General features: G+C 42.4%; 22 protein-coding genes and 5 pseudogenes. 5 read left to right on the top strand and 22 right to left on the bottom strand.

From position 1 onward, the window contains the following. Nucleotides 1–437 precede the first annotated feature (437 nt). Together ASG81_RS30010 and ASG81_RS19165 are read right to left on the bottom strand one after the other, a co-directional pair. Nucleotides 438–935, bottom strand: a pseudogene (locus tag ASG81_RS30010) (AAA family ATPase); the annotation flags it as partial. 211 nt (nucleotides 936–1,146) lie between these two features. Then, on the bottom strand, nucleotides 1,147–1,533 hold the full coding sequence (locus ASG81_RS19165; protein ID WP_081417432.1) for a tyrosine-type recombinase/integrase: 387 nt from the start codon (nucleotides 1,531–1,533) through the stop codon (nucleotides 1,147–1,149). Nucleotides 1,534–1,608: 75 nt separating this feature from the next. Here ASG81_RS19165 and ASG81_RS34050 point away from each other — a divergent pair. The 3 genes and pseudogenes from ASG81_RS34050 to ASG81_RS31055 form a co-directional block, all read left to right on the top strand. Next, the coding region (locus tag ASG81_RS34050) for an AbrB/MazE/SpoVT family DNA-binding domain-containing protein (RefSeq protein ID WP_442952923.1) at nucleotides 1,609–1,850 on the top strand (242 nt) is incomplete at its 3' end. 106 nt (nucleotides 1,851–1,956) lie between these two features. After that, a complete protein-coding gene (locus ASG81_RS19175; protein ID WP_162255038.1) occupies nucleotides 1,957–2,394 on the top strand; it encodes a type II toxin-antitoxin system VapC family toxin in 438 nt (145 codons plus the stop codon). Nucleotides 2,395–2,609: 215 nt separating this feature from the next. Then, nucleotides 2,610–2,693, top strand: a pseudogene (locus ASG81_RS31055) (IS3 family transposase); the annotation flags it as partial. Nucleotides 2,694–2,739: 46 nt separating this feature from the next. Here the strand turns inward: ASG81_RS31055 and ASG81_RS19180 are convergent. The 4 genes from ASG81_RS19180 to ASG81_RS19195 form a co-directional block, all read right to left on the bottom strand. Further along, nucleotides 2,740–3,054, bottom strand: coding sequence for a DMT family transporter (locus ASG81_RS19180; RefSeq protein ID WP_056637775.1), 315 nt, complete (start codon nucleotides 3,052–3,054; stop codon nucleotides 2,740–2,742). Further along, on the bottom strand, nucleotides 3,054–3,395 hold the full coding sequence (locus tag ASG81_RS19185) for a DMT family transporter (protein WP_056637778.1): 342 nt from the start codon (nucleotides 3,393–3,395) through the stop codon (nucleotides 3,054–3,056). Before ASG81_RS19185 ends, ASG81_RS19180 begins: the two co-directional genes overlap by 1 nt. Nucleotides 3,396–3,524: 129 nt before the next feature. Then, nucleotides 3,525–4,805, bottom strand: a complete 1,281-nt coding sequence (locus ASG81_RS19190; RefSeq protein ID WP_056637781.1) for an MFS transporter — start codon at nucleotides 4,803–4,805, stop codon at nucleotides 3,525–3,527. 141 nt (nucleotides 4,806–4,946) lie between these two features. After that, nucleotides 4,947–5,711 (bottom strand): MBL fold metallo-hydrolase, encoded by a 765-nt coding sequence (locus ASG81_RS19195; RefSeq protein ID WP_056637784.1) that lies wholly within the window; start codon nucleotides 5,709–5,711, stop codon nucleotides 4,947–4,949. A 134-nt stretch (nucleotides 5,712–5,845) separates the two neighbouring features. On the opposite strand from ASG81_RS19195, the gene ASG81_RS19200 reads away from it, so the two are divergent. Further along, on the top strand, nucleotides 5,846–6,250 hold the full coding sequence (locus tag ASG81_RS19200; protein WP_056637787.1) for an Lrp/AsnC family transcriptional regulator: 405 nt from the start codon (nucleotides 5,846–5,848) through the stop codon (nucleotides 6,248–6,250). Between the two features lie 1,000 nt (nucleotides 6,251–7,250). Here the strand turns inward: ASG81_RS19200 and ASG81_RS30020 are convergent. After that, nucleotides 7,251–7,376, bottom strand: a pseudogene (locus tag ASG81_RS30020) (IS3 family transposase); the annotation flags it as partial. Nucleotides 7,377–7,442: 66 nt separating this feature from the next. On the opposite strand from ASG81_RS30020, the pseudogene ASG81_RS32160 reads away from it, so the two are divergent. After that, nucleotides 7,443–7,568 (top strand): annotated as a pseudogene (locus ASG81_RS32160) (MFS transporter); the annotation flags it as partial. Nucleotides 7,569–7,682: 114 nt separating this feature from the next. Here the strand turns inward: ASG81_RS32160 and ASG81_RS19210 are convergent. The 15 genes and pseudogenes from ASG81_RS19210 to ASG81_RS19275 form a co-directional block, all read right to left on the bottom strand. Beyond that, a complete protein-coding gene (locus ASG81_RS19210; protein WP_056637793.1) occupies nucleotides 7,683–8,069 on the bottom strand; it encodes a rhodanese-like domain-containing protein in 387 nt (128 codons plus the stop codon). 38 nt (nucleotides 8,070–8,107) lie between these two features. Next, a complete protein-coding gene (locus tag ASG81_RS19215; protein ID WP_056637798.1) occupies nucleotides 8,108–8,368 on the bottom strand; it encodes a metal-sensitive transcriptional regulator in 261 nt (86 codons plus the stop codon). Nucleotides 8,369–8,526: 158 nt separating this feature from the next. After that, nucleotides 8,527–8,769 (bottom strand): annotated as a pseudogene (locus ASG81_RS19220) (DsrE/DsrF/DrsH-like family protein); the annotation flags it as partial. Nucleotides 8,770–8,868: 99 nt separating this feature from the next. Next, nucleotides 8,869–9,096, bottom strand: coding sequence for a sulfurtransferase TusA family protein (locus tag ASG81_RS19225; RefSeq protein WP_056637801.1), 228 nt, complete (start codon nucleotides 9,094–9,096; stop codon nucleotides 8,869–8,871). A 23-nt stretch (nucleotides 9,097–9,119) separates the two neighbouring features. Then, complete coding sequence (locus tag ASG81_RS19230; RefSeq protein ID WP_056637804.1) at nucleotides 9,120–10,265, bottom strand: MBL fold metallo-hydrolase; 1,146 nt, start codon at nucleotides 10,263–10,265, stop codon at nucleotides 9,120–9,122. Nucleotides 10,266–10,292: 27 nt separating this feature from the next. Further along, on the bottom strand, nucleotides 10,293–10,688 hold the full coding sequence (locus ASG81_RS19235) for a DsrE/DsrF/DrsH-like family protein (protein WP_056637806.1): 396 nt from the start codon (nucleotides 10,686–10,688) through the stop codon (nucleotides 10,293–10,295). A gap of 63 nt (nucleotides 10,689–10,751) precedes the next feature. Beyond that, nucleotides 10,752–11,327: a sulfurtransferase TusA family protein gene (locus ASG81_RS19240; protein WP_056637809.1), complete on the bottom strand. Its 576-nt coding sequence runs from the start codon at nucleotides 11,325–11,327 to the stop codon at nucleotides 10,752–10,754. A 23-nt stretch (nucleotides 11,328–11,350) separates the two neighbouring features. Beyond that, entirely contained in the window at nucleotides 11,351–11,674 is a 324-nt protein-coding gene (locus ASG81_RS19245) for a rhodanese-like domain-containing protein (protein WP_235548935.1), read from the bottom strand. 11 nt (nucleotides 11,675–11,685) lie between these two features. Further along, the gene (locus ASG81_RS19250; RefSeq protein ID WP_056637814.1) at nucleotides 11,686–12,465 is read right to left on the bottom strand and encodes a sulfite exporter TauE/SafE family protein; all 780 of its coding nucleotides are present in this window, start codon (nucleotides 12,463–12,465) and stop codon (nucleotides 11,686–11,688) included. A 428-nt stretch (nucleotides 12,466–12,893) separates the two neighbouring features. Next, a complete protein-coding gene (locus ASG81_RS19255) occupies nucleotides 12,894–15,182 on the bottom strand; it encodes a copper amine oxidase (RefSeq protein WP_056637817.1) in 2,289 nt (762 codons plus the stop codon). Between the two features lie 153 nt (nucleotides 15,183–15,335). Further along, nucleotides 15,336–16,157 carry an AraC family transcriptional regulator gene (locus tag ASG81_RS19260; protein WP_056637820.1) on the bottom strand — a complete coding sequence of 274 codons (822 nt, stop codon included), beginning with the start codon at nucleotides 16,155–16,157 and terminating at the stop codon, nucleotides 15,336–15,338. A gap of 483 nt (nucleotides 16,158–16,640) precedes the next feature. Further along, the gene (locus ASG81_RS31665) at nucleotides 16,641–16,904 is read right to left on the bottom strand and encodes a hypothetical protein (protein ID WP_162255039.1); all 264 of its coding nucleotides are present in this window, start codon (nucleotides 16,902–16,904) and stop codon (nucleotides 16,641–16,643) included. Between the two features lie 103 nt (nucleotides 16,905–17,007). Further along, nucleotides 17,008–17,481: a DUF2716 domain-containing protein gene (locus tag ASG81_RS19265; RefSeq protein ID WP_056637822.1), complete on the bottom strand. Its 474-nt coding sequence runs from the start codon at nucleotides 17,479–17,481 to the stop codon at nucleotides 17,008–17,010. 41 nt (nucleotides 17,482–17,522) lie between these two features. Then, nucleotides 17,523–18,281: a hypothetical protein gene (locus ASG81_RS19270; protein WP_056637824.1), complete on the bottom strand. Its 759-nt coding sequence runs from the start codon at nucleotides 18,279–18,281 to the stop codon at nucleotides 17,523–17,525. A 179-nt stretch (nucleotides 18,282–18,460) separates the two neighbouring features. Next, a complete protein-coding gene (locus tag ASG81_RS19275; RefSeq protein WP_056637827.1) occupies nucleotides 18,461–18,862 on the bottom strand; it encodes a hypothetical protein in 402 nt (133 codons plus the stop codon). Between the last annotated feature and the right edge of the window lie 213 nt (nucleotides 18,863–19,075).

Here is a 19,075-nt window from a genome sequence, read left to right on the forward strand (position 1 = left end):
GGCTCGAAAGGATCAGAATCTAGCATCCAATGATTGAATGGTTCAAACGGTCCAAGTCCTATCATCAGAATCGTCGAATCATGAATATGAATCGTTTTTCAATAGTCGTGAAAGCAAATGATAATGCTGAATAACGAGAACCAAAATGCCGCTCTCTAAAGGTGGGTTTGGTGTAAACATCAGTAGCTAATGTTAATAAGGCTTCGTCTAAGCTAACTTCCACATTACTTCATAATCTTGTCTAGTGTGTCCTAATTCCATTAGAGCGATTTTTCTATCTATAAGGTCAAAAGCTATTTGTTTTGATAGTGGTTCTTGTACAAAAAAACTACTTTTCGCCAAACTGTTTCCTCAACATCAGAATTTTTAATCGCATTATAAAGTTCTAACAGCATATCTTCTGTTATTTCCGAATCAATTTCGTCGTCCTTTATGATCTGTTTGCGTTCTTGATCCAACTTTTCGCGTAACGTCATCAGGCTTTCGGCCATGGATTGATAGCTGTATCGATGACGATATGGTCTCGGTCCCAAACCTCGTAATGCCCTTGACCTCCTCCCACGTAGGTAGAGCAAAGCCGGGAATATCGGCTACACGCGTAGCGATTCGATGTCTGTGTTTACTTTCGTCCGAGCAGACCACTTCGATTTCCAAAAATGGATTTTCGAGAGACTCCGCCACTTCGCGCCAGGCTTGGCGCGTTTCATGGATGGGATTGACCGTGTCTGCTATCACGTAGAGGCCTAACCGAAGATTCTGCGACGCAATATCATAACACACGATGTAACCCGCAGGTCCGTCAACCCAGGTCCCGGCAACCCGCATAGCCTGTTCCACGACGTCGACTCGGAGATACGTACCCGGAACTCTCTGGCCAAGGCAGCTGATAATGTGGTCTTTCCGGTGCCTGGCAAACCGCTAAATATATAGAGCACAAACTAACCTCCTTCACGATATCACTCGCATAAGTGTCCGTTCAACGAAAATAGAGTGCAGCTTCCGCGGCGGTCTGACTGGGATATCGATGTAAGGCACCGCCCTACAGCGGCGATCGCTCCAGTTCTTCTATCAATGGGGTTAATTATAAATGATATTAATGATATAAGATCATAAGAAATATTCATCACTCGTGCTGTAGTTCGGGTTCTATAACCTCTCCACAAAACCTGCTGACGTAGCCTTCAGCGGCCTCGTATAAATTGTTAAATATCGTTTATTCCGGTGCCGCAACAGCCGTTCCAAATCTTGCTCTGTCACATCAGGATGTTTGGCTAATTCATTGGCAAAGGTATGGCGCAAGTCATGCGGTCGCAGCGGTGAAAGGTGGCGCTCAGGATCTTTCAGCTCTGCATCGTGCCATTTACCGATTTGTTCCAAGATGCGGTTTATGGAACGAGGAAATAGCCGGCCATCTGCTTTTCGAGCCGGAGTACCTTTCCCACTCAAGAATAAAGCGAGCGTCTCATCCGAAGCATCCAGCTGGAGCTCCTCTTCCAAATAATCGGCCAGGGCAGACCTTGCATCGGCCGACAAGTTTTAAGGTTGGATTAAATCGATATTAGTGTGATAAAATAAATAATAGTAAGATGAATCAAAGGATGGTGTGATATGGAACATATATCGAAATTGGAAAGCGAGATTCGGACGAAGTATCAGATTACAATCCCTGAGGAAATACGCGTGAAAGCAAAATTGGCAGTTGGCGATAAACTGTTATGGCAGTATGATGAGGTTCGTGATGAGATCATTGTAATGCCAAAACCAAAATCATTTTCCGACAAACTTTGGGGACTTGGAAAAGAGTTATGGAAAGATGAACCAAGTGATGATTATGTTCGGAAGGAGAGAGANAATGCCAAAACCAAAATCATTTTCCGACAAACTTTGGGGACTTGGAAAAGAGTTATGGAAAGATGAACCAAGTGATGATTATGTTCGGAAGGAGAGAGAAAATTGGTGAACGCCTCCTCCCCCTCTTCTTATAAGAAAATCGCGTTGGACACGAACATTTTTATTTATGTGTTTGAGCAACATCCTGAATTTGGTGAGAAAGCGAAGTGGCTGCTCGAGCAAATTGAGGAAGGAGCCTATTCAGCCGTTGCTTCGACCATTTCATTGACCGAGATTCTCGTGAAACCGATTCGGGATGGGAACCTCGCTTTAGAGAAGCAGTACAAGCTGCTTTTCGCCCATTTCCCAAATCTTTCGGTTGTGCCCGTTGACAATTCGGTTGCCGAACGGGTCGCCTTTCTACGAGGAAAATACGGAATGAAAACACCGGATGCGCTTGTGATCGCATCCGCCATCATTGCACAAGCGGATGTTTTTGTTACAAATGATCTTCGATTGGTACAAGTGGAGGAAATACCATGTAAAGGTATAGATCAATTATAAATGCAAGATAAAAAGCTAGCAGGTTACTGATCCGCAGTGGCCACCTTAGTCATGTACCGGACTCTAGTGTCCAAAGAAAATAAAGTATTGGACTGAAAAATAAAGAATTAGACTCGGAAAATAAAGTTGTAGACTGAGAAAATAAAGTATTAGACTGACAACGTCCCATTAACGGGCAGATTACGCTAACAACAAGAGCTAGCGGCATATATCGCTATTATAATAACAAACGGATTAAGACGAAATTAAAAGGCATGAGCCCTGTACAATACCGGACACATGCCCTACAGGTAGCTTAACGAATAAGTTGTCTACTTTAGGGGTCAATGCAATTCGCAATATGCTCTAAGAAATTAACTTTAATCCAACTGTTGCGCCAAATATCATAAAAATGAATAGAATCCGTCGCCAATCCTTTGATTCTCCAAAGAAAAGCATTCCGACTAGCGCTCCACCAGAAGTTCCTATTCCCGTCCATATTGCATAAGCAGTACCCATGGGAAGGCTTCTCAATGTGAGGCTGAGAAGAATGAAGCTTACACCGTATCCGATGATTAAGATCAAATATGCTTTTAAGTTATTATCACGTTTTACTCGATTCATACCAAGTACTCCAACAACCTCAAACAAACCAGCAGCAATTAAAGATAACCAAGCCACTATTGTTCGGCCTCCTTAGAAGCAGGAGAACTTGTGAATAGTTTTAGTCCCATCACACCTGCCAAGAGCAATACAATTAACAGTAATTTAAATGCCTGAGCCGGTTCATTAAATATCATCATCTCTACCAGCACAGTTCCTGCTGTACCCAGTCCCGTGTATACAGCATAAACCGTTCCTACAGGTAATTTTACTGCTGCTATGAGGACAAGTGTAAAAGAAATAATCAATGATACAATAGAAATCATCCATAACAATGGCCCATCAGCGTACTTGAAACCTGAGACCCAAACCACCTCAAACACAACGCCAATAAAAGTTAATATCCAACTTCGGTTCACTTTTTAACATTCCCCCATAATTTTTAACCCTTGCAAAGGACAAGCCTCACGCATCGAGCTTGATGTCAGCATGTATGCCGGTGCCAGATGATATAGTATTGTCTTTGTTAGAAGAGCGTCCGTATAGGTTTACTTGATATCGGAGGCTAATTTCTGCTTTCGCTTTCGTGAACATAAAACAACTGGTATTAGCCCCAATGCTAATGCACCACCGGCAAAAGAAAGGATTGAATAATTGGTGTGCGCTACAACTACTCCTGATAAAATCCCTCCCGATGCACCTGCTAGGGCTACCAGCACATCAATCGCTCCTTGTTTTTTAACACGGTCCGCTGAATCTGTCGCATCAACAATAAGCGCTGTCCCACTAATTAAGCCAATGTTCCAGCCAAGACCTAGCAATGCAAGAGCAAGAATGAGCAGCAACTGGGAATTAGCAGGCGCTAGAGCAGCAATAAGACCTGCTAATAATAAAACAAAGCCCGATGCTATCGACATGGCGATTCGGCCAATCTTATCCACCAAAATACCGGTAAAAAGGGACGGGAGATACATCAAACCGACATGAATGCCAATCACTACCCCGACGTCTCCCAAACTAAATCCATGATGCTTCATGTGAATTGGTGTCATTGTCATTATGGCTACCATAACAACTTGGGTTAGAACCATCACCGTTGCCCCAACAACAAGACCTTTATTGTTCTTGGGAGACGAATCTTTTTTCTCGACGGTCTTCGGATGAGATTCAACTGATATTGTTTTAGCTGTAATTAACGGGTCGGGACGAAGAAAAAGAAGTAATACTATTCCTGCTAAGATAAAGGATACAGCAGCTAAGATAAATAGGCCTGTAAGGGCGGGAAGTCCAAATGAAGTTGCAAAGCGGCCGGTCATGCCCACCATATTGGGGCCAGCAACTGCCCCTAATGTAGTTGAGACCATCGCAATACTTATCGCCTTGGCTCGCTGATTTGGCTTTGCCAAGTCTGTTCCGGCATACCGTGCTTGTAAGTTTGCTGCCGTTCCTGCTCCGTAAATAAAAAGGGATAGAAACAAAAGAGGTACACTAGAATTCACTGCCGAAAGAATTACGCCAATTGCCCCAATACCACCGGCTATAAAACCCCATCCAAGACCTGACCGTCGCCCGAAACGCTGAGAAAAACGACCAATTAAAAAAGAAGCCACAGCAGAACCAAACGTTAATAGTGCGGAGGGAACACCGGCAGAACTTTCTGTACCTAACATATCCTGAGCAAGCAGCGCACCTACCGTTACTCCGGCAGCAAGCCCTGCACCGCCAAACATTTGAGATATCACAACAACGATCAGAGATCGCCTATATAAGCTACGCTGAATACTGTGGGGACCAACGTTTCTTTGAGTTTTCTGAGTTCGATATGTCAACGTACAATACCCCCTTCTTAATTGAATAGACACAACTCTACGCCGATTTTGCTTAGAATTTGAAAAGACCCTTAACGGGTCTAAATTTTCAATGCACACAGTGCTCCTCATCTACACATAGTTCTTCCGTTGTAGTGCATATTAAAAATTGTACGATTCACCGTCTCCTGGAACTAACAAACTGGAGGAAAAGCCTTTCTCTTCTCCGAAACGTTTTAGTTCTTCTCTGGATAATGTCCAGTGGTTAACAGCTTCCATATGAACAGCGATGATTTTGGCGTCTGGTGCTTTTTTATGCACCTCGAAGACATCTTCCTTGCCCATGACAAGTGAGCCGAAATCATGCCATTGGTTATCTCCGGCGTTTACAATGATAACATCAGGTCTGTGAGTATCTAATTCAATTTTGACGCCTTCATAGTATACGGTATCACCAGCTACGTATAACGTCTTTTCCGTCTCATGTTTGAAGACAACACCACTCACTTGACCCATATTTTTTAGTAATTCTTCACCTCTACCGTGCTCACCTTGTGTTTTTATTAACTGAATACCATCAAAGAGCGTATTTTCTTCAAGGATTTCTACTTGCTGAAAGCCATCGCTTTTAACTTGTTTAGCATCACCTTCATTTTGGACAAAAACTTTAATATTTTTGGGAAGCACTTCTTTTGCTACATCGTCGTAGTGATCTAAATGCAAATGAGTCAGAATAACCGCATCGACATCATTGATGATATGGTCAATGGACGTTGGTAAATCGTTTAAAGGGTTTCGCATTTCCTCATTGATCCCCGCAGGAAATGGAGGATACGCACCTTTGTCTGCGAGCATGGGATCGACTAGAAATTTCTTACCTGCATATTGAACAATGATTGTCGCATTTCGAATATGTGAAATGTTCATATTTAATATCTTCTCCTTAAGTTCCATTTTTGTTTTCTGACAAAGATAAGTTTATACTGTAAGCAATATTTGAGTACATGGTTTTAATAAAGTGTTTTGACCGATTAACTTTATTTTTGAAAGGAGCTTCCTTTTTGTTGGACCAAACAGATAAACGAATTATAGAAGAACTAAGTCAAAATAGCCGAATTAAAATGAAAGAATTAGGGGAAAGAGTTCACTTAACAGGACCGGCTGCAGCAGCCCGAGTGGAGAAACTTGAGGATAATGGCGTTATAGAGGGATATAGCATTAAAGTTAATCACGCGAAACTAGGATGTTATACGTATGCCTTTCTTAATATCTACATATCAGGTACGCACCATCAAGCATATCTCTCATTTATACAATCAAAAGAGGAACACATCCTCAATAATTATAAGATTAGCGGGGAGGGTTGTTATCTGCTTGAGTGCAGGTTCCAAAGAAATGAAGTGTTGAACCAATTTTTAATAGAGTTAAACAAGTATGCAAATTACAAATTATCTATTGTGATTTGAATTTGCTTTTCTACGATAGGTGCGACGTACATGACATGGCTTGACCTATTCACGATGATTCCAAGGAAGTCATGAAAGTCGGAACCCCAGTTATCGAATTCGCCTTCCTCCTTAGAGTAAAGGGCTGGTTATCCAGCCCACCTCCGTGGCCTCTGGCGTTAAGCAACTGGAGAACATTCGTTCAATAAAATAGCGACAGTCTAGGACTTTATTTTCTCGTCCTTGGCTGTGGCTGTTAAAATTTCTAGGCTCAGTCTAAAACTTATTTTATGGATGAGAAGAGTCGAGTTTGAAGCTCAATTATATTTTGGTGTACTGGGCATAGCATTTCTTTCGGTCATCATATTTGCAGTGATTAGATTTAGAAAAACAAATTCTTTTCGTCAGTCTTTGCTTCAATCCATTGGGTTAGGGATTCTGTTATATGGTACTGCTTGCTGGTGGTGGTTACATTTTGTCAGGGATGGGTTAGCTCAACTTTTCGGTATGATGTACTATGGAATCGGATTTATTGTAAATTATTTTGTTAATACTGGTGTTTTATATTTCTTGAAAAAGAAGTAATCCTACACAAAAAAAAGGTTCCGAGAAAACTTTCCCACAGTTAGCTTAATCCGGAAGTTAGCAGCAGTTGTTCTGATCTGACGAAAGCCATATTTTTCACCAAACACAGATAAAAGACCACCTTCCTAATTTGTGAAAATAAAGGTTTAACTGATTCGTAACAGAATGAATATTCTGTTACGAATCAGTAGAAAGCAAAAAAAACACACTTTTTAAGATGTCTCCTTTGCGCCGACACAAAACTGCTGTAATATACGATACAACTTTGCTTAATTAAAAAACACGAGACAAAACTATTGAATAATAGTTTTGTCTCGTGTTTTCAAGTGAGCCAATATTGAACTACCGTGTCCGTTAGTTCAAACTTTTCTTGAGCTGACCTTGCCTTAATAAAGTAGACAGCAAGAAAGCCTCATTACAAACGTTAGTCTATTCATTAAACCGCCTCAAAAAGCTGTAATGGCGGGATGTAATTGTTGGAGGAATGCGTTCTCCGCCGATTGTAGAACAGCTCAATGTATTCAAATACAGCCTTTTTGGCCTCAGCCCGCGTCTTAAACTTACGATCATTTCGCAGAGGAAATAAGTTGATTCACCAGAGAAGCAGCGTCAATTCTACAAAAGAACAATGATGATCGTAATCGCTTCTCAAATTTTTAGCGGGCCGGGTTGGGATCACGGTGGGGCTCTGCTTGCACAAGAAATGCTCGGAACAAAAAGCTATGCTGGTATTCAGGCCGCATTGTTTACGTTAATACTTTACCTAAAGATATAAATTATCAATTGCTCGAACTATCGCTAAATCGCAATTTTGCTTATATCATAAAAAACAGGGAAATTATCGATTCTTCCATGCTTTTTTTTAGCATTATTTCCGCACAGTCCCTCGCCATGCCATGATTCCGCCTTGCAAATTTACAATGTCGGGGATCCCGCTTTTTCGAAGCAAGACCGCAGCCCGTTTGCTTCTCATTCCGCTTTGGCAATAAACAAATACCGTTTTATCCTTCGGAACTTCATTGATCCTAGTTTTTAACTGGGACAATGGTAAATTTTTTGCACCGGGAATATGCCCCAACTTGAATTCATGCGATTCCCTAACGTCGATTAGGGTAGCATCTCGATTGGATTTTTGCTCTTGCTCGAACTCTTTCGAACCAATAGACCGTACTCCTTTGATAGGAGCGAATTGTCGATAAGCGAACCAAACAATTATAATAACGATGAGAATATTAATTATCGTTGATGTATCCATGTTTATACTCATTCCCCTATATGCCCGTTAAATGCCCATTATCTGCTTTTGATAAGCAGATCAACCGCTTGCTTCACAACCTGACCTGTCTGCTGTCCTTGTTCCATTTGTTCAATAAGACATTGCTCTAAATTGACCGCAACAATATAGGCAATCGCCTTGTCCGCTGCACTCCGAATTGCGGATATTTGTGCCACGACATCCTTACAGTCTTTATTCTCTTCCATCATGTTAAGAACGCCTCGAACTTGCCCTTCGATGCGTTTCAATCGACGTTTCACATCATCATCATATTTCATGAATGAACACCCTCTCGTATTTAAGTGATTAGGTATATTATGAACAAATCTTCCCTGCCATACAATACACCATATTCAAAGGTGCCTTCAGTGAATGACCTAAATGAACAGGTTTACCCTCGCTTCTGTTGCGTCACCTAAGTAGGCTGCAACGCCGGCATACCAAGTTTTTTTGAACCGCGCGGCATCATCCATGCAAACGCCTTTTCCAGCAATCCCTTCTTTACCGTTACGAGCTGATCTTTTCGAAGTGCATTCAGCCCCCAGAACGTGAAAAATATCGTCACTTCATGGTCATATGCAGCTGCTCCGTTAGCAATGATGAAAGCAGCGATTGCTTTATCCAGGTCTCCGCTAAAAAGTACGATGGTTGATTTTTCAGCAGTTCCAAATTGCGGCATAAAGATATCACCCTCTCAATTATACATATACAGGTATGGGTTTGTCAGTGCGAAAAAAGATACAAAGAAGAATGACTTTGGGTCATTCCCCCGTCTTATTTAAGCCTTTCTAATCCAAAACTTGTAGATCCCTGATTCTTCATTGCTATCTAAAATCTCATGCCCCGTCTTTTTGGCCCAAGCCGCAAAATCGTTTTGAGAACCTTTGTCTGTGGCGTGGACCTCTAATACTTGCCCGGACGATAGTTCTTCGATGGACTTCTTCGTTTTGACGATCGGCATTGGACATGCCAATCCAGTTGCATCTAACAATTTATCGCTCATCATCGTTTTATTCCTCCAATAGTTTATTAGTTATCGTGAACGGCGCAACGGTTCGGACCGATTTCCATCTCGCGCTGTTGTTGTTCGTTCGGATTGATTTTACCCAAGTTGGTTTGGCGAATTTCTTGGTACATATTCGGTTGCGGCGGCAAGTTCTCGGTGACTGTTTTACGGAATTCTCCCTCGTCGGTTATGCTCAGACCAGGGTTCTCCTTATAGAGATCGCCGAGTCGACCAGAAACATGCCCCTTCTCGCCAAGCTCGGTTACTTTACCGAAGTGTGCTGGCAGAACGATTAAATCCTCAGACAGGTTCTTATACCGCTTGTAAAGCGTCTCGCGGAGGTCACCAACCCAATCTTCAGCCAAGCCTGCCAAATCTGGACGTCCGATCGATTCGATAAACAAAATGTCACCGGACAGCAGATATCTGTTGTCGATAATGAACGAAGTCGAACCAATTGTATGTCCCGGTGAATAGATTGGATGAACAATAATCTGCTCGCTGCCCACAGTGATCTTCGAGCCTTCTTCAAGTTTCTCGTAATGGAACGTCACTTCCTCTGCATCCTTCTCGGGCAAGTGATACGTCGCGCCGTGTTTTTCTGCCAACGCCCGGCCTCCCGAAATATGATCGGCATGTAAGTGTGTATCGATCGTATGCACAAGCTTGGCATCCTTCACTCGCAAGAAGGCTTCATACTGACCGATCATACGGCTCGTATCGATAATGCCCCCTTCACCTTCGGATAGTACAACATAAGATAAGCATCCCTTACCGATTCGTACGAACTGATACAGCTCGCCCCCACCAGTCAAATCCGCAACCTTAACCGGCTCTAGGTACTCGCTCCAGGACTTCATCCCTCCTTCCAAATATGACACGTTACTTCTACCGGCTTCAGCAATTTGCTCAGCTATAAACACCGAGGAGCCTTCCTTCGCACAGACAACGAGAACTGGTCTGTCATCCGGAATTTGATCAAGCGCCAAATCAACCCCATCAATTAAATCAAAGTATGGGATATTGATGATCTCCACGTTGCGGCCTTCGATTTTCCAATCTGCAAAATCGGTTTCATTACGCACATCGAGAATAAACAGCTCTTCCCCATTAAGCAGAAGTTGCGCAACTTCCTTTGCTGACATTTTTGTAATCGTGCGGTTTGCCATCTTGTTATCCTCCTCTAGAAATCGATGTTAAAATGTTACCGTTACACTAGCGTCTTGAGCAGAAGCAAGGAATGTTACAGCTCCACCGACTTCAATTCCTTCAATGAAATCTTCCTTCGTGAGATTCATGACGTCCATTGTCATCTGGCAAGCGATAAAATTAACGCCCATTTGCTGTGCCATGTCCACAAGTTCGGGAATGGATGGGACGTTCGCCGCTTTAAAACCTTGCTCGAAATGCTCCTTTCCAGCCGGCATTGGCAGTTGTCCGTAAGTTTCTTTATGAATGAGGTTCAAACCCTCAAAAGTAAAAAATATGGTAACTTCTGTGTCCGTAGCGGCAGCAGCTGTTGCTATGTTGAAAACTTTATAAGCATCGAACAATCCACCATTGCTGGCAATAATAGCAAGTTTGTTAGTCATTGATTTATCCTCCGAATTTTTAAGTTTTAAGAATGATGGTTCTTGTCTTATCTTTTCATCTGCCTAAATGTCCTGCTCCACATCACCGGTCCATTTTGTCATACCAGGGATCACATTCTTCACCTTTAAGAAACCTTTGTCCGTCAGTGTACGGCATGCCAAGTCACTTCTGCTGCCAGTGCGGCAGATAACATAATATTCTGTATCCGGACCCAGCTCATGAAGCCGTGTCTCTAACTCTCCGGCCGGGATCGATACCGCTCTCGGAAGCCGTCCAAATGCATATTCAGCTGGCTCACGAACATCAAGAATGTTTAGCTCTTTACCAGAAGCGAGTTTGGTGCGGATATCTTCCAGTGAAATCGTATGAGGGAATTTCGCATCCTCATTTAGCTCTGACGAATCTACTTTACGGATGTAATGGTGGAATACACCTGCTTCTTCCTTAAGCCCGATATATTGATGCCCAGTTCGTTTCGTCCAGATTTGAAGATCCGCAACTGAACCTTTGTCGGTTGCTTTCACTTCCAGCACCTCTCCAGTGTTCAGTTCTTCAATGGCTTTCTTCGTCTTTACAACCGGCATAGGACAAGCCAGACCTTCGCATTCGAGCGTCCGGTCAACCTTTAAAGTTCTCATGGTGAGCATTCCCTCCTAAGTGATTAGTTTCCGTGCTGGATATCCCCTTGCCATGCGGTCATGCCGCCCGGCATATTAATAACGTTATAATTCATGGCCAACAGAAAATCACATGCGATATTACTTCTGTTACCGCTGCGGCACACAACCACTGTTAACTCCATTGGATCAAGTTCGTTAAGCCTCGACTCCAGCTGACCAAGCGGTATATGTTTCGCTTCCGGTATATGCCCTGATTCCCACTCATCCTGTTCACGTACATCGATAATGGTAAACTTCTCACCGCGGTTCAGCCGATTCTTCACCTCGAACGGCAGTTGTAAACGAACCTTATTCGACTGCATCATGTAGCCCTCCATTAATTCAAAATATCAAGCCAAATTTTGACCATAGTAGCGACAATGAGAATCACAAGAATCCATTGCAATACCTTTGTGTTCAATCTCTTACTAATCATCGCTCCAAGTGGCGATGCAATTGTACTAGCTACGACCATGACGACCGATGGGACAAGCAGCATATGACCACCCATTAGCTTCCCTGCTGTTGAACCGATTGAAGAAATAAAGGTAATGGCAAGTGACGAAGCAATAGCAACACGCGTAGGAATTCGTAAGACAACGAGCATGATGGGCACGGTAATAAATGCTCCGGCTGCGCCTACAATACCGGATAGGATACCGATTAGGACGGCCAAACTTGCTGCTAATGTTTTGTTAAAGCGCAGCTTCGTGTAATCAGCTTCTTCGTCGCCCTTTTTGGGAAGGAACATCATAAATCCAGCAACCAGCGCAAGCACTGCAAATGTTATGTTAATCGCTTCATTGGACAAAAACTTCGAACCGTAACCACCAGCGAAACTGCCGACTACGATTGCAACTCCCATGTATAAAACGAGAGATTTGTTTATATATCCTCCTTTGCGGAAGGCGAATATTCCGGCTAGTGAAGCAAAGAACACTTGTATCGCACTAACCGCGGATACCTCCTGTGCTGTAAAAGCAACGAAGCCGAGTGCAGGTGGAATATAAAGCAACATTGGGTACTTAATGATGGAGCCGCCGATCCCAACCATCCCGGAAACTAGAGATCCTACGAACCCGATTACAAATAACGTTAAAATCCAATTGATATCCATTGGGTATCCTCCTTTCTGTGTTTTATTGGATCGGCGAGAATTCGGTCGCTAAGGTTCGGCCTCCACTAATACCCCATAGGGTATATTTTTGACCAAAAAAATGAACATCTAACCTATCATCTCGTCTCACTCTTATACATATACCCGTATGGGTATGTTGATACTATATTCGAAAGTACATTTATAGTCAACAAAAAACTTTCTTTGCCGTCTTTCCTACCACTTCGACAGCCTTTTAAACGGCTCATATGTGAAGAATCGGGCGCTGGGCCGCTGCTATCATCTCATTTCATTTGGAAGCCGCAACATCAGCAGCAATTTCACTGTTGATGTTGATGTTGCGTTTTTTTTTTTTGATTATTGACATGGAAACTGGCGGGGGAAATGACCAAAGAAGCCTTGCATCGCAAGGCTCCTCTCTTCATCTTTTAAGGCAAATTCAATGTCGGTGTGTTATCGAAGAAATTCCACGGTTTCAACATCGCATGGACCCATTCCGTTGGCATAATAGGCCATTCTTCAGCACGAGCCACATGTGTAGCTCCCGTCGTGATCCATACCACGTCATCTGTGTTCTCAATCGACGCGTTGTCCGCTGTAAATTGACCTAAACCTGTATCCTTCGCCGCGCGATTTGGATACTTGCCTTCTGGATATCGTTCATCAGGATTGTAGGTTGTTACCCAAATTTGCTTATCTATAAAGCCTGCACGCTTGAACAGCCAGTCGTCAGCACTGAATAGTGCACCTTTCGCAATCGGATGTGTACCGCCAGCAAAAGGAATAATTTGATAGGAGACCGGATTACCAACTTTGTTCTCTTTATTCGGATTGCTTAGAATTCGGATCGTGGAAGGATCGAATTTTTGCGTAGCTTCTTGTTCCGTTTTAACGGTTTTGTGCTCGGTGATCATAACACTTTTACGCGGTCCGCCATCCGTATTCTCAGCAACTTTTGGATCAATTTCCGTTAAGGAGTTATTCTCTCCATCTACGTCCATATCGAGTCTAAAATTATAAATATGCTGATGCGTTGTTCCCACAATATGGTTATCGAGCAGTGTGCCATATTTCGTATCTTCAACCGCTGTTGAATCGTGCATATTGTTGGTTACGACACCTTTGACCGCTTCAATCCCGGAGGCACCGACATCAATTTTAATCGTACCATTCGGTTGAAGCACCCAATCGAAAATATAATCATAATTGCCGATCGTAGATATCCAACGAACGACCAACTCTCTGCGCTCTTTACTATCGGTACCTTGCGCCGACATCGTATCATGGCGATACTCAGGTCCCGCATATTGTTCGAAAACAGCCATCGCATTCGGAATAGTACGTGGATTCCCTTGAGTGTCAGCAATGACAGCATCTAACAACATGGCGTTGTCAGGAACATCCTTCCCTTTGACAAGTGACGACGTCAATGTCCCCATACCATACTCCCCGGAATCAAAATACGTTTTGAAATACCAACCAATATCCGGATCCCCATAAGGTACGACCATGCCGCCAAGTGAGCCTTCGTACATGACTTTCCGCTTCTCCCCTTGATCGTTATACGTCATTGTCGAAAGAATCGGCCCAACCCGACTATCCAAGCGCAAGTGAAAATCCCAGTTCCCCCAGGAGATCATGTTTCCAGTTACATCGTAATTTTTGCCCGCTGGCTCCTCAATCGCAAGTGGCTTCTGGGCTAGCTTATCCGCAAAATTACGGCCATCATACGGATTGGCTTGCATCGGAACCGGGATAACCCCGTTATCCTCTATTTTAATGATTTGTTTCTTTTCCAGGTCGACAACAGCGACTAAATCTTCAATTGGGTGAGCCCAGAAGTTACCATCTCCTGTATCCAAATAGGAAACAACTTTCAAGAGACGGGCATCCTCAACTAGATCGTCTTCTCCTCCAAAATAACCAACCGTCAAAGGTGTTGTCACGACTTTTTTGATATCGGAAATGCCTCGCTTCGCGACTGCTTCCGCGTAATCCGCATCCCCTTCGATGACGCTTTGAACCGTAATCATATCGTCAAGGGTGACCATTCCTTGTGCGCCTTCCTTGGTTTCCCACTTGGATAGCTTCGCATCAGCAAGATTTACTTCACCCTCAATCACTTGCTTACCGTCCATAGCAACGAATTGAGCAACTCTCGGTAAACTTTTGCTTTTGCCGTCTGCTAGCACATAGCTCCACACATCGCTTTTCACTGGCGGTTTCAGAGAAATTTCCGTAAAAAGCATCGTCTCTTTGTACTTTTCTGATCCTTTTACAATACTGAGCGCACCTTCAATCTCTTTGGACGTCAGTGGATTCAATGGGTTGGTGTCATTCGATATACGAACGCTTGAAACAACGTCAGCTTGGAAAATTTCATTGATAAAATCATGATACACATACGTGATGCCATCCTTCATCACAACTGGCCCAACGAGTGTAAGCAGCTTTCCATTCACCTTCACATTTGCACTATTCAAATTGAGCTGAGCCACTTTGCCGTCCTTAACGACTTGAATCGTCTTCGACGTTTCATCCCAATACACCGCAGCTCCAAATTCCTCAAGCGTTTGTCGTAATGCTACGTATTCGTCTTCAAAGCTGCCGCCATGTGCATAAGCCTGATGCGAACCAAATGGCATGAATGGCGTGATCGCCATTGTCAGTATGGTGCCAACGATTAAACTCTTTTTAAAAGAATTAGCAATTTTCATTCGTGTAGTCCCCTTCTGTTATAAAGTGAAGTTAATCTCGATGTGGTTAGTATACTAGAAGGTTTTGCGGAAATATTGGAAAAATCGGCCCTTGCGTCAGGTTTCATGACATGAACACATAAAAAAAGACCACGTCGTGGTCCTTTCTATTCTTTACCCCTGTAAACAACGCTTCATCCAAGCATGCGGCGTCTCTTGATAGAACTTTTTAAACTCATTGATGAAATGCGGCTGATCATAGTAAAAGGCATTTTCCGAAATGCTGTCCCAAATCGCTGTGGATTGCGGATTTTCGATCAGCCCGTTTAGAGCATGCTGGAATCTCGTAATCTGGCTAAACACCTTAGGAGATAAGCCAACGAAATGCTCAAATTGCTTGCGGAGATAGCGTTCCGAATACGCCGTTTCGGTCGCCAAATCCTTTACACTCATGTTCCCTTTCGCCATAATCATCTGATTTAACGCAAAGCGGACTAAGCGTGAATCCTGCTGAATAGTTAAGACTTCACCAAGTATTTCCTTGAACAAGCGTGTCTTTTCAGAGAACGTTGCTGCCGTAAGAATAGGCTCGACGCTCTTATTAGTCATCAAGATAAAATCTGATAATGGACAAGATTGACTAATCAAATCCTTCATATCAATTTTCGATCTACCTGTTACATGTAGGGAGAGAAAACGAACACCGAAGTAAACGGTATTTCTTTTCAAGGTGATCGTGTGTCTGGAAAGCACGGAGCCGTACACCTGGATGTCAGGCTGACTAGCGTCACAACTGAATAACATGTCCACATGACCGTCCGGAATCGCGACGAAATCTGGAGATCCCACGCTTTTGGAGCGAAATTGATAAAATAAAGCAGGGATGTGGCGCGCGTCGCCATGCGCTTTGTATTCTTTATAATCAGCCGTATGCCACTCTATTTCAGGCTGCAAAGGGACATAACCATGGGCCGTATCCGTCATGAACTCATTCATCGCCTGCTCCCCCTCAAATATCCAATTGATTTTAAATCATTATTTTAATGATCAAACTAAAAATTGTCAATATATATAACATATGTAGATATATTAAGTGACATGAACGGGCAGAGTTTCAAAGATATTGGTATGAAATAAGCAATCCAAGCACACTAGCGTTGCATAAAACTTAACGCCAAAATCTTACTTATTGAATATAACTGCCCGTTTAGTTTAACGCTGCAGTTTGGTAACTCCCATTTTTTTACAACATGATTGAAAGTTGGCTGAAGTGAATGAGATAATGATAATCAGGTGCTGCAGCGCACTTAATTAAGACTCTGATCCATCTGTGGTTTCTTGCCAAGATTCGGAATCCTACAATGTAGGTAGTTTTGTGTCACAATACTACAATTAGGCACTTTTGTGCATTTTTTGCTGACACAAATCTCCCTACATAAAAAAATAAAAGCTTGATTTCTCAAGCTTTTTCAAATTGGTTTATGTAGGCACTTTTGTGTCATTGGACACGAGCCTATTAATGTCGGAGGTCAAGAATCGTGGATTTATGGTGGTTCCAAATATCAGTGGAAATGGTGTGCCCTCTTTAAAGCTGATATACATGGAGGTTATGCTTCTTTTGAATCCTTTTGTTAATCCTTCGTCATATTCGGTTTGTGTCACAAAATCATTCCAAGTTTCTCCGCCACCTACCCAGTTCCAGCCCCTCGATGTTGAATTTAAAAATCCGACCTCCCAAGTCATTCCCGATTTCTCATCACTTAATCGTTCACCGTTTCAACAAAAATAGGGATCGTCTGAATGCGCGGCAGCAGGCGATCCCTATTTAAGTAACGTACCCGTTAGCTTAACCTCGTCGTATGATTTCATCAAAGATTAGAGGTTTCTGCTTAATAAATGCCAGTATTAATTCATTAATAATCAAGGTGACAGAACGCTCCCAAGGATGGCTGAAATAACACCATTTTAAGTCCTTGGGAAAGAAAATATAGTAATCTCCGTCAGGATAAAACGGTATAGTCCACTCACGATCTCCATTGGGTAGATGAGGATTATACCAGAAACAATCATGCTGCCAATCTAAAGCGTAAATGTACTCTTCTTTCGCAACTAAGCTTTGGAATACATTAACGCAGTATTCATCGAGGTTTTCAGCGTTATCCCATGTATCCGATAACGCGAATGTTACATACTGATCATCAATTACTTGAATACTAGGCCAATTTTCTGGCGAATCACTGGGCTTGAATTTGAAGCGATTGTAAAATAATTCCCATGCCTGATCGTATTCAGTTTGAGTAAGTTCAATCCAGTTCTCCATATTGCACTCCTTGGACGGTTGTTACTAAGCTCTTGTATCCGTTAGCGCAACAAACGAGTAAGTAACGATTCTGCCTCATTCGTCATTCCCAACTGAATAAGTTCATTTGCGTGGCTCTCAACCAAAACTCTGTTGGAACAGGCTGAAAATTGCAAGTTACGAATGGAAGCAAGCATTGCCTCGTTGTCGGGAGAGATCACTGGGGTCAAAGGCAATATACCTAGAGAATCCTCCGTAGAAATTGAAATCTGTAACTGCCGTTCAAACCGTATATCTTGAAGGTATTGGAAAGCGTTTGGAATAGGCGATAGATTGAACTTTTCCTGTACTTCGTTTACCACCATCGCTTTCTCTCGTTTCCAGCGGTCATGATCAAACCATTCTGAATTTAGATCATTTGCTTCTTCCTCACGAATACTCTCAAGATATGCCTCTTCGCTCTTATATTCATTTAACAATAAAAGCTCATCGAAGAAATGTAATGAGAAAAAGTCAGAAAGATTTGGAGCAACAAGCCGTATGCTCTCTGTATCCATCGGTGAAATTCGGATCACAGGCGCTTCATTTAAGTCTTTAACTAGACCAAAATCGGTTAACAGAACGTAATGCAGCCCATCCCCTCCTGTACGAGCAAAAGAAAAAGAGTCAATTGGTGTGCAAAAATACCCTTCCTTCTCATTAAAATCAATACCTAGGAAGAGGCCAGTTGGCTTCTCTAAATACTCTACTTCACAGGCAAACTCTCGCTCCCAATTGATAATTCGTTCAAGCAGAAGAGGTGTTCGATACTCATATTTCATTTGCTTCCCTCACTTATAGAATTATCTCGTAATTGTACCTCTCAATATCATTCATTATTTCAAGCTAGCCACCACGTTATCCTGCCAGTTACTTTAACAAACGAAAAAGGAGCTGCCGCATATAAGCTCCTCCACTGTCGTACCCGTTAGCTTAATGGGAATCTCGGTCATGACGCGGGTTAGTCGAACAATTTCTCGTCGACTTCAATTTGAATTTTTCCATTTTCATCAACAGATTTTAAAGTTATAGTTGCTTTCCCATAATAACCTTTTTCAAAATATCCAAAAACATATTCTGTATGTATCTGTCCTTTATGGTCTTTATAATATAGTTCCATTGTGTTCTCTCCAAAATCTTCAGTTGGGGTTGGAGTTACATTAAACTTAAATTCTTTGTGCGATGAGATTGAGGGGATTTCAATATCTGTGCTTATTTTATGATAGGTCAAATATAAGCCTGATATTTCTATGTTCGTTTGATTTTTGACCGTAATGTCAAATCCTTCGTCGCCTGAAAATAAAAAATAACTTCCAATCCCTATAATTCCCAATACCAATATTACAACCATAATCTTTTTCATTGGTTCAACCTCACCTAATTAAAATCCATCTCTTTTTATACGCTTTCTATGCAAGAAGGTTTTAATTCTTATCAATTATACTGCCAGTTAGCGTAAAGAAGGGCTACCATGTGGCCAATGTCATTTAGTTTAGTTCAAAGACAAGAACAGGAATAAAAATGAAATCTGAAATGGCATGGGAAAAGTCCTGTGCCGTTTGTTTTTTTTGTGAAA

It is taken from the genome of Paenibacillus sp. Soil522 (assembly GCF_001428245.1).
GTDB lineage: Bacteria > Bacillota > Bacilli > Paenibacillales > Paenibacillaceae > Pristimantibacillus.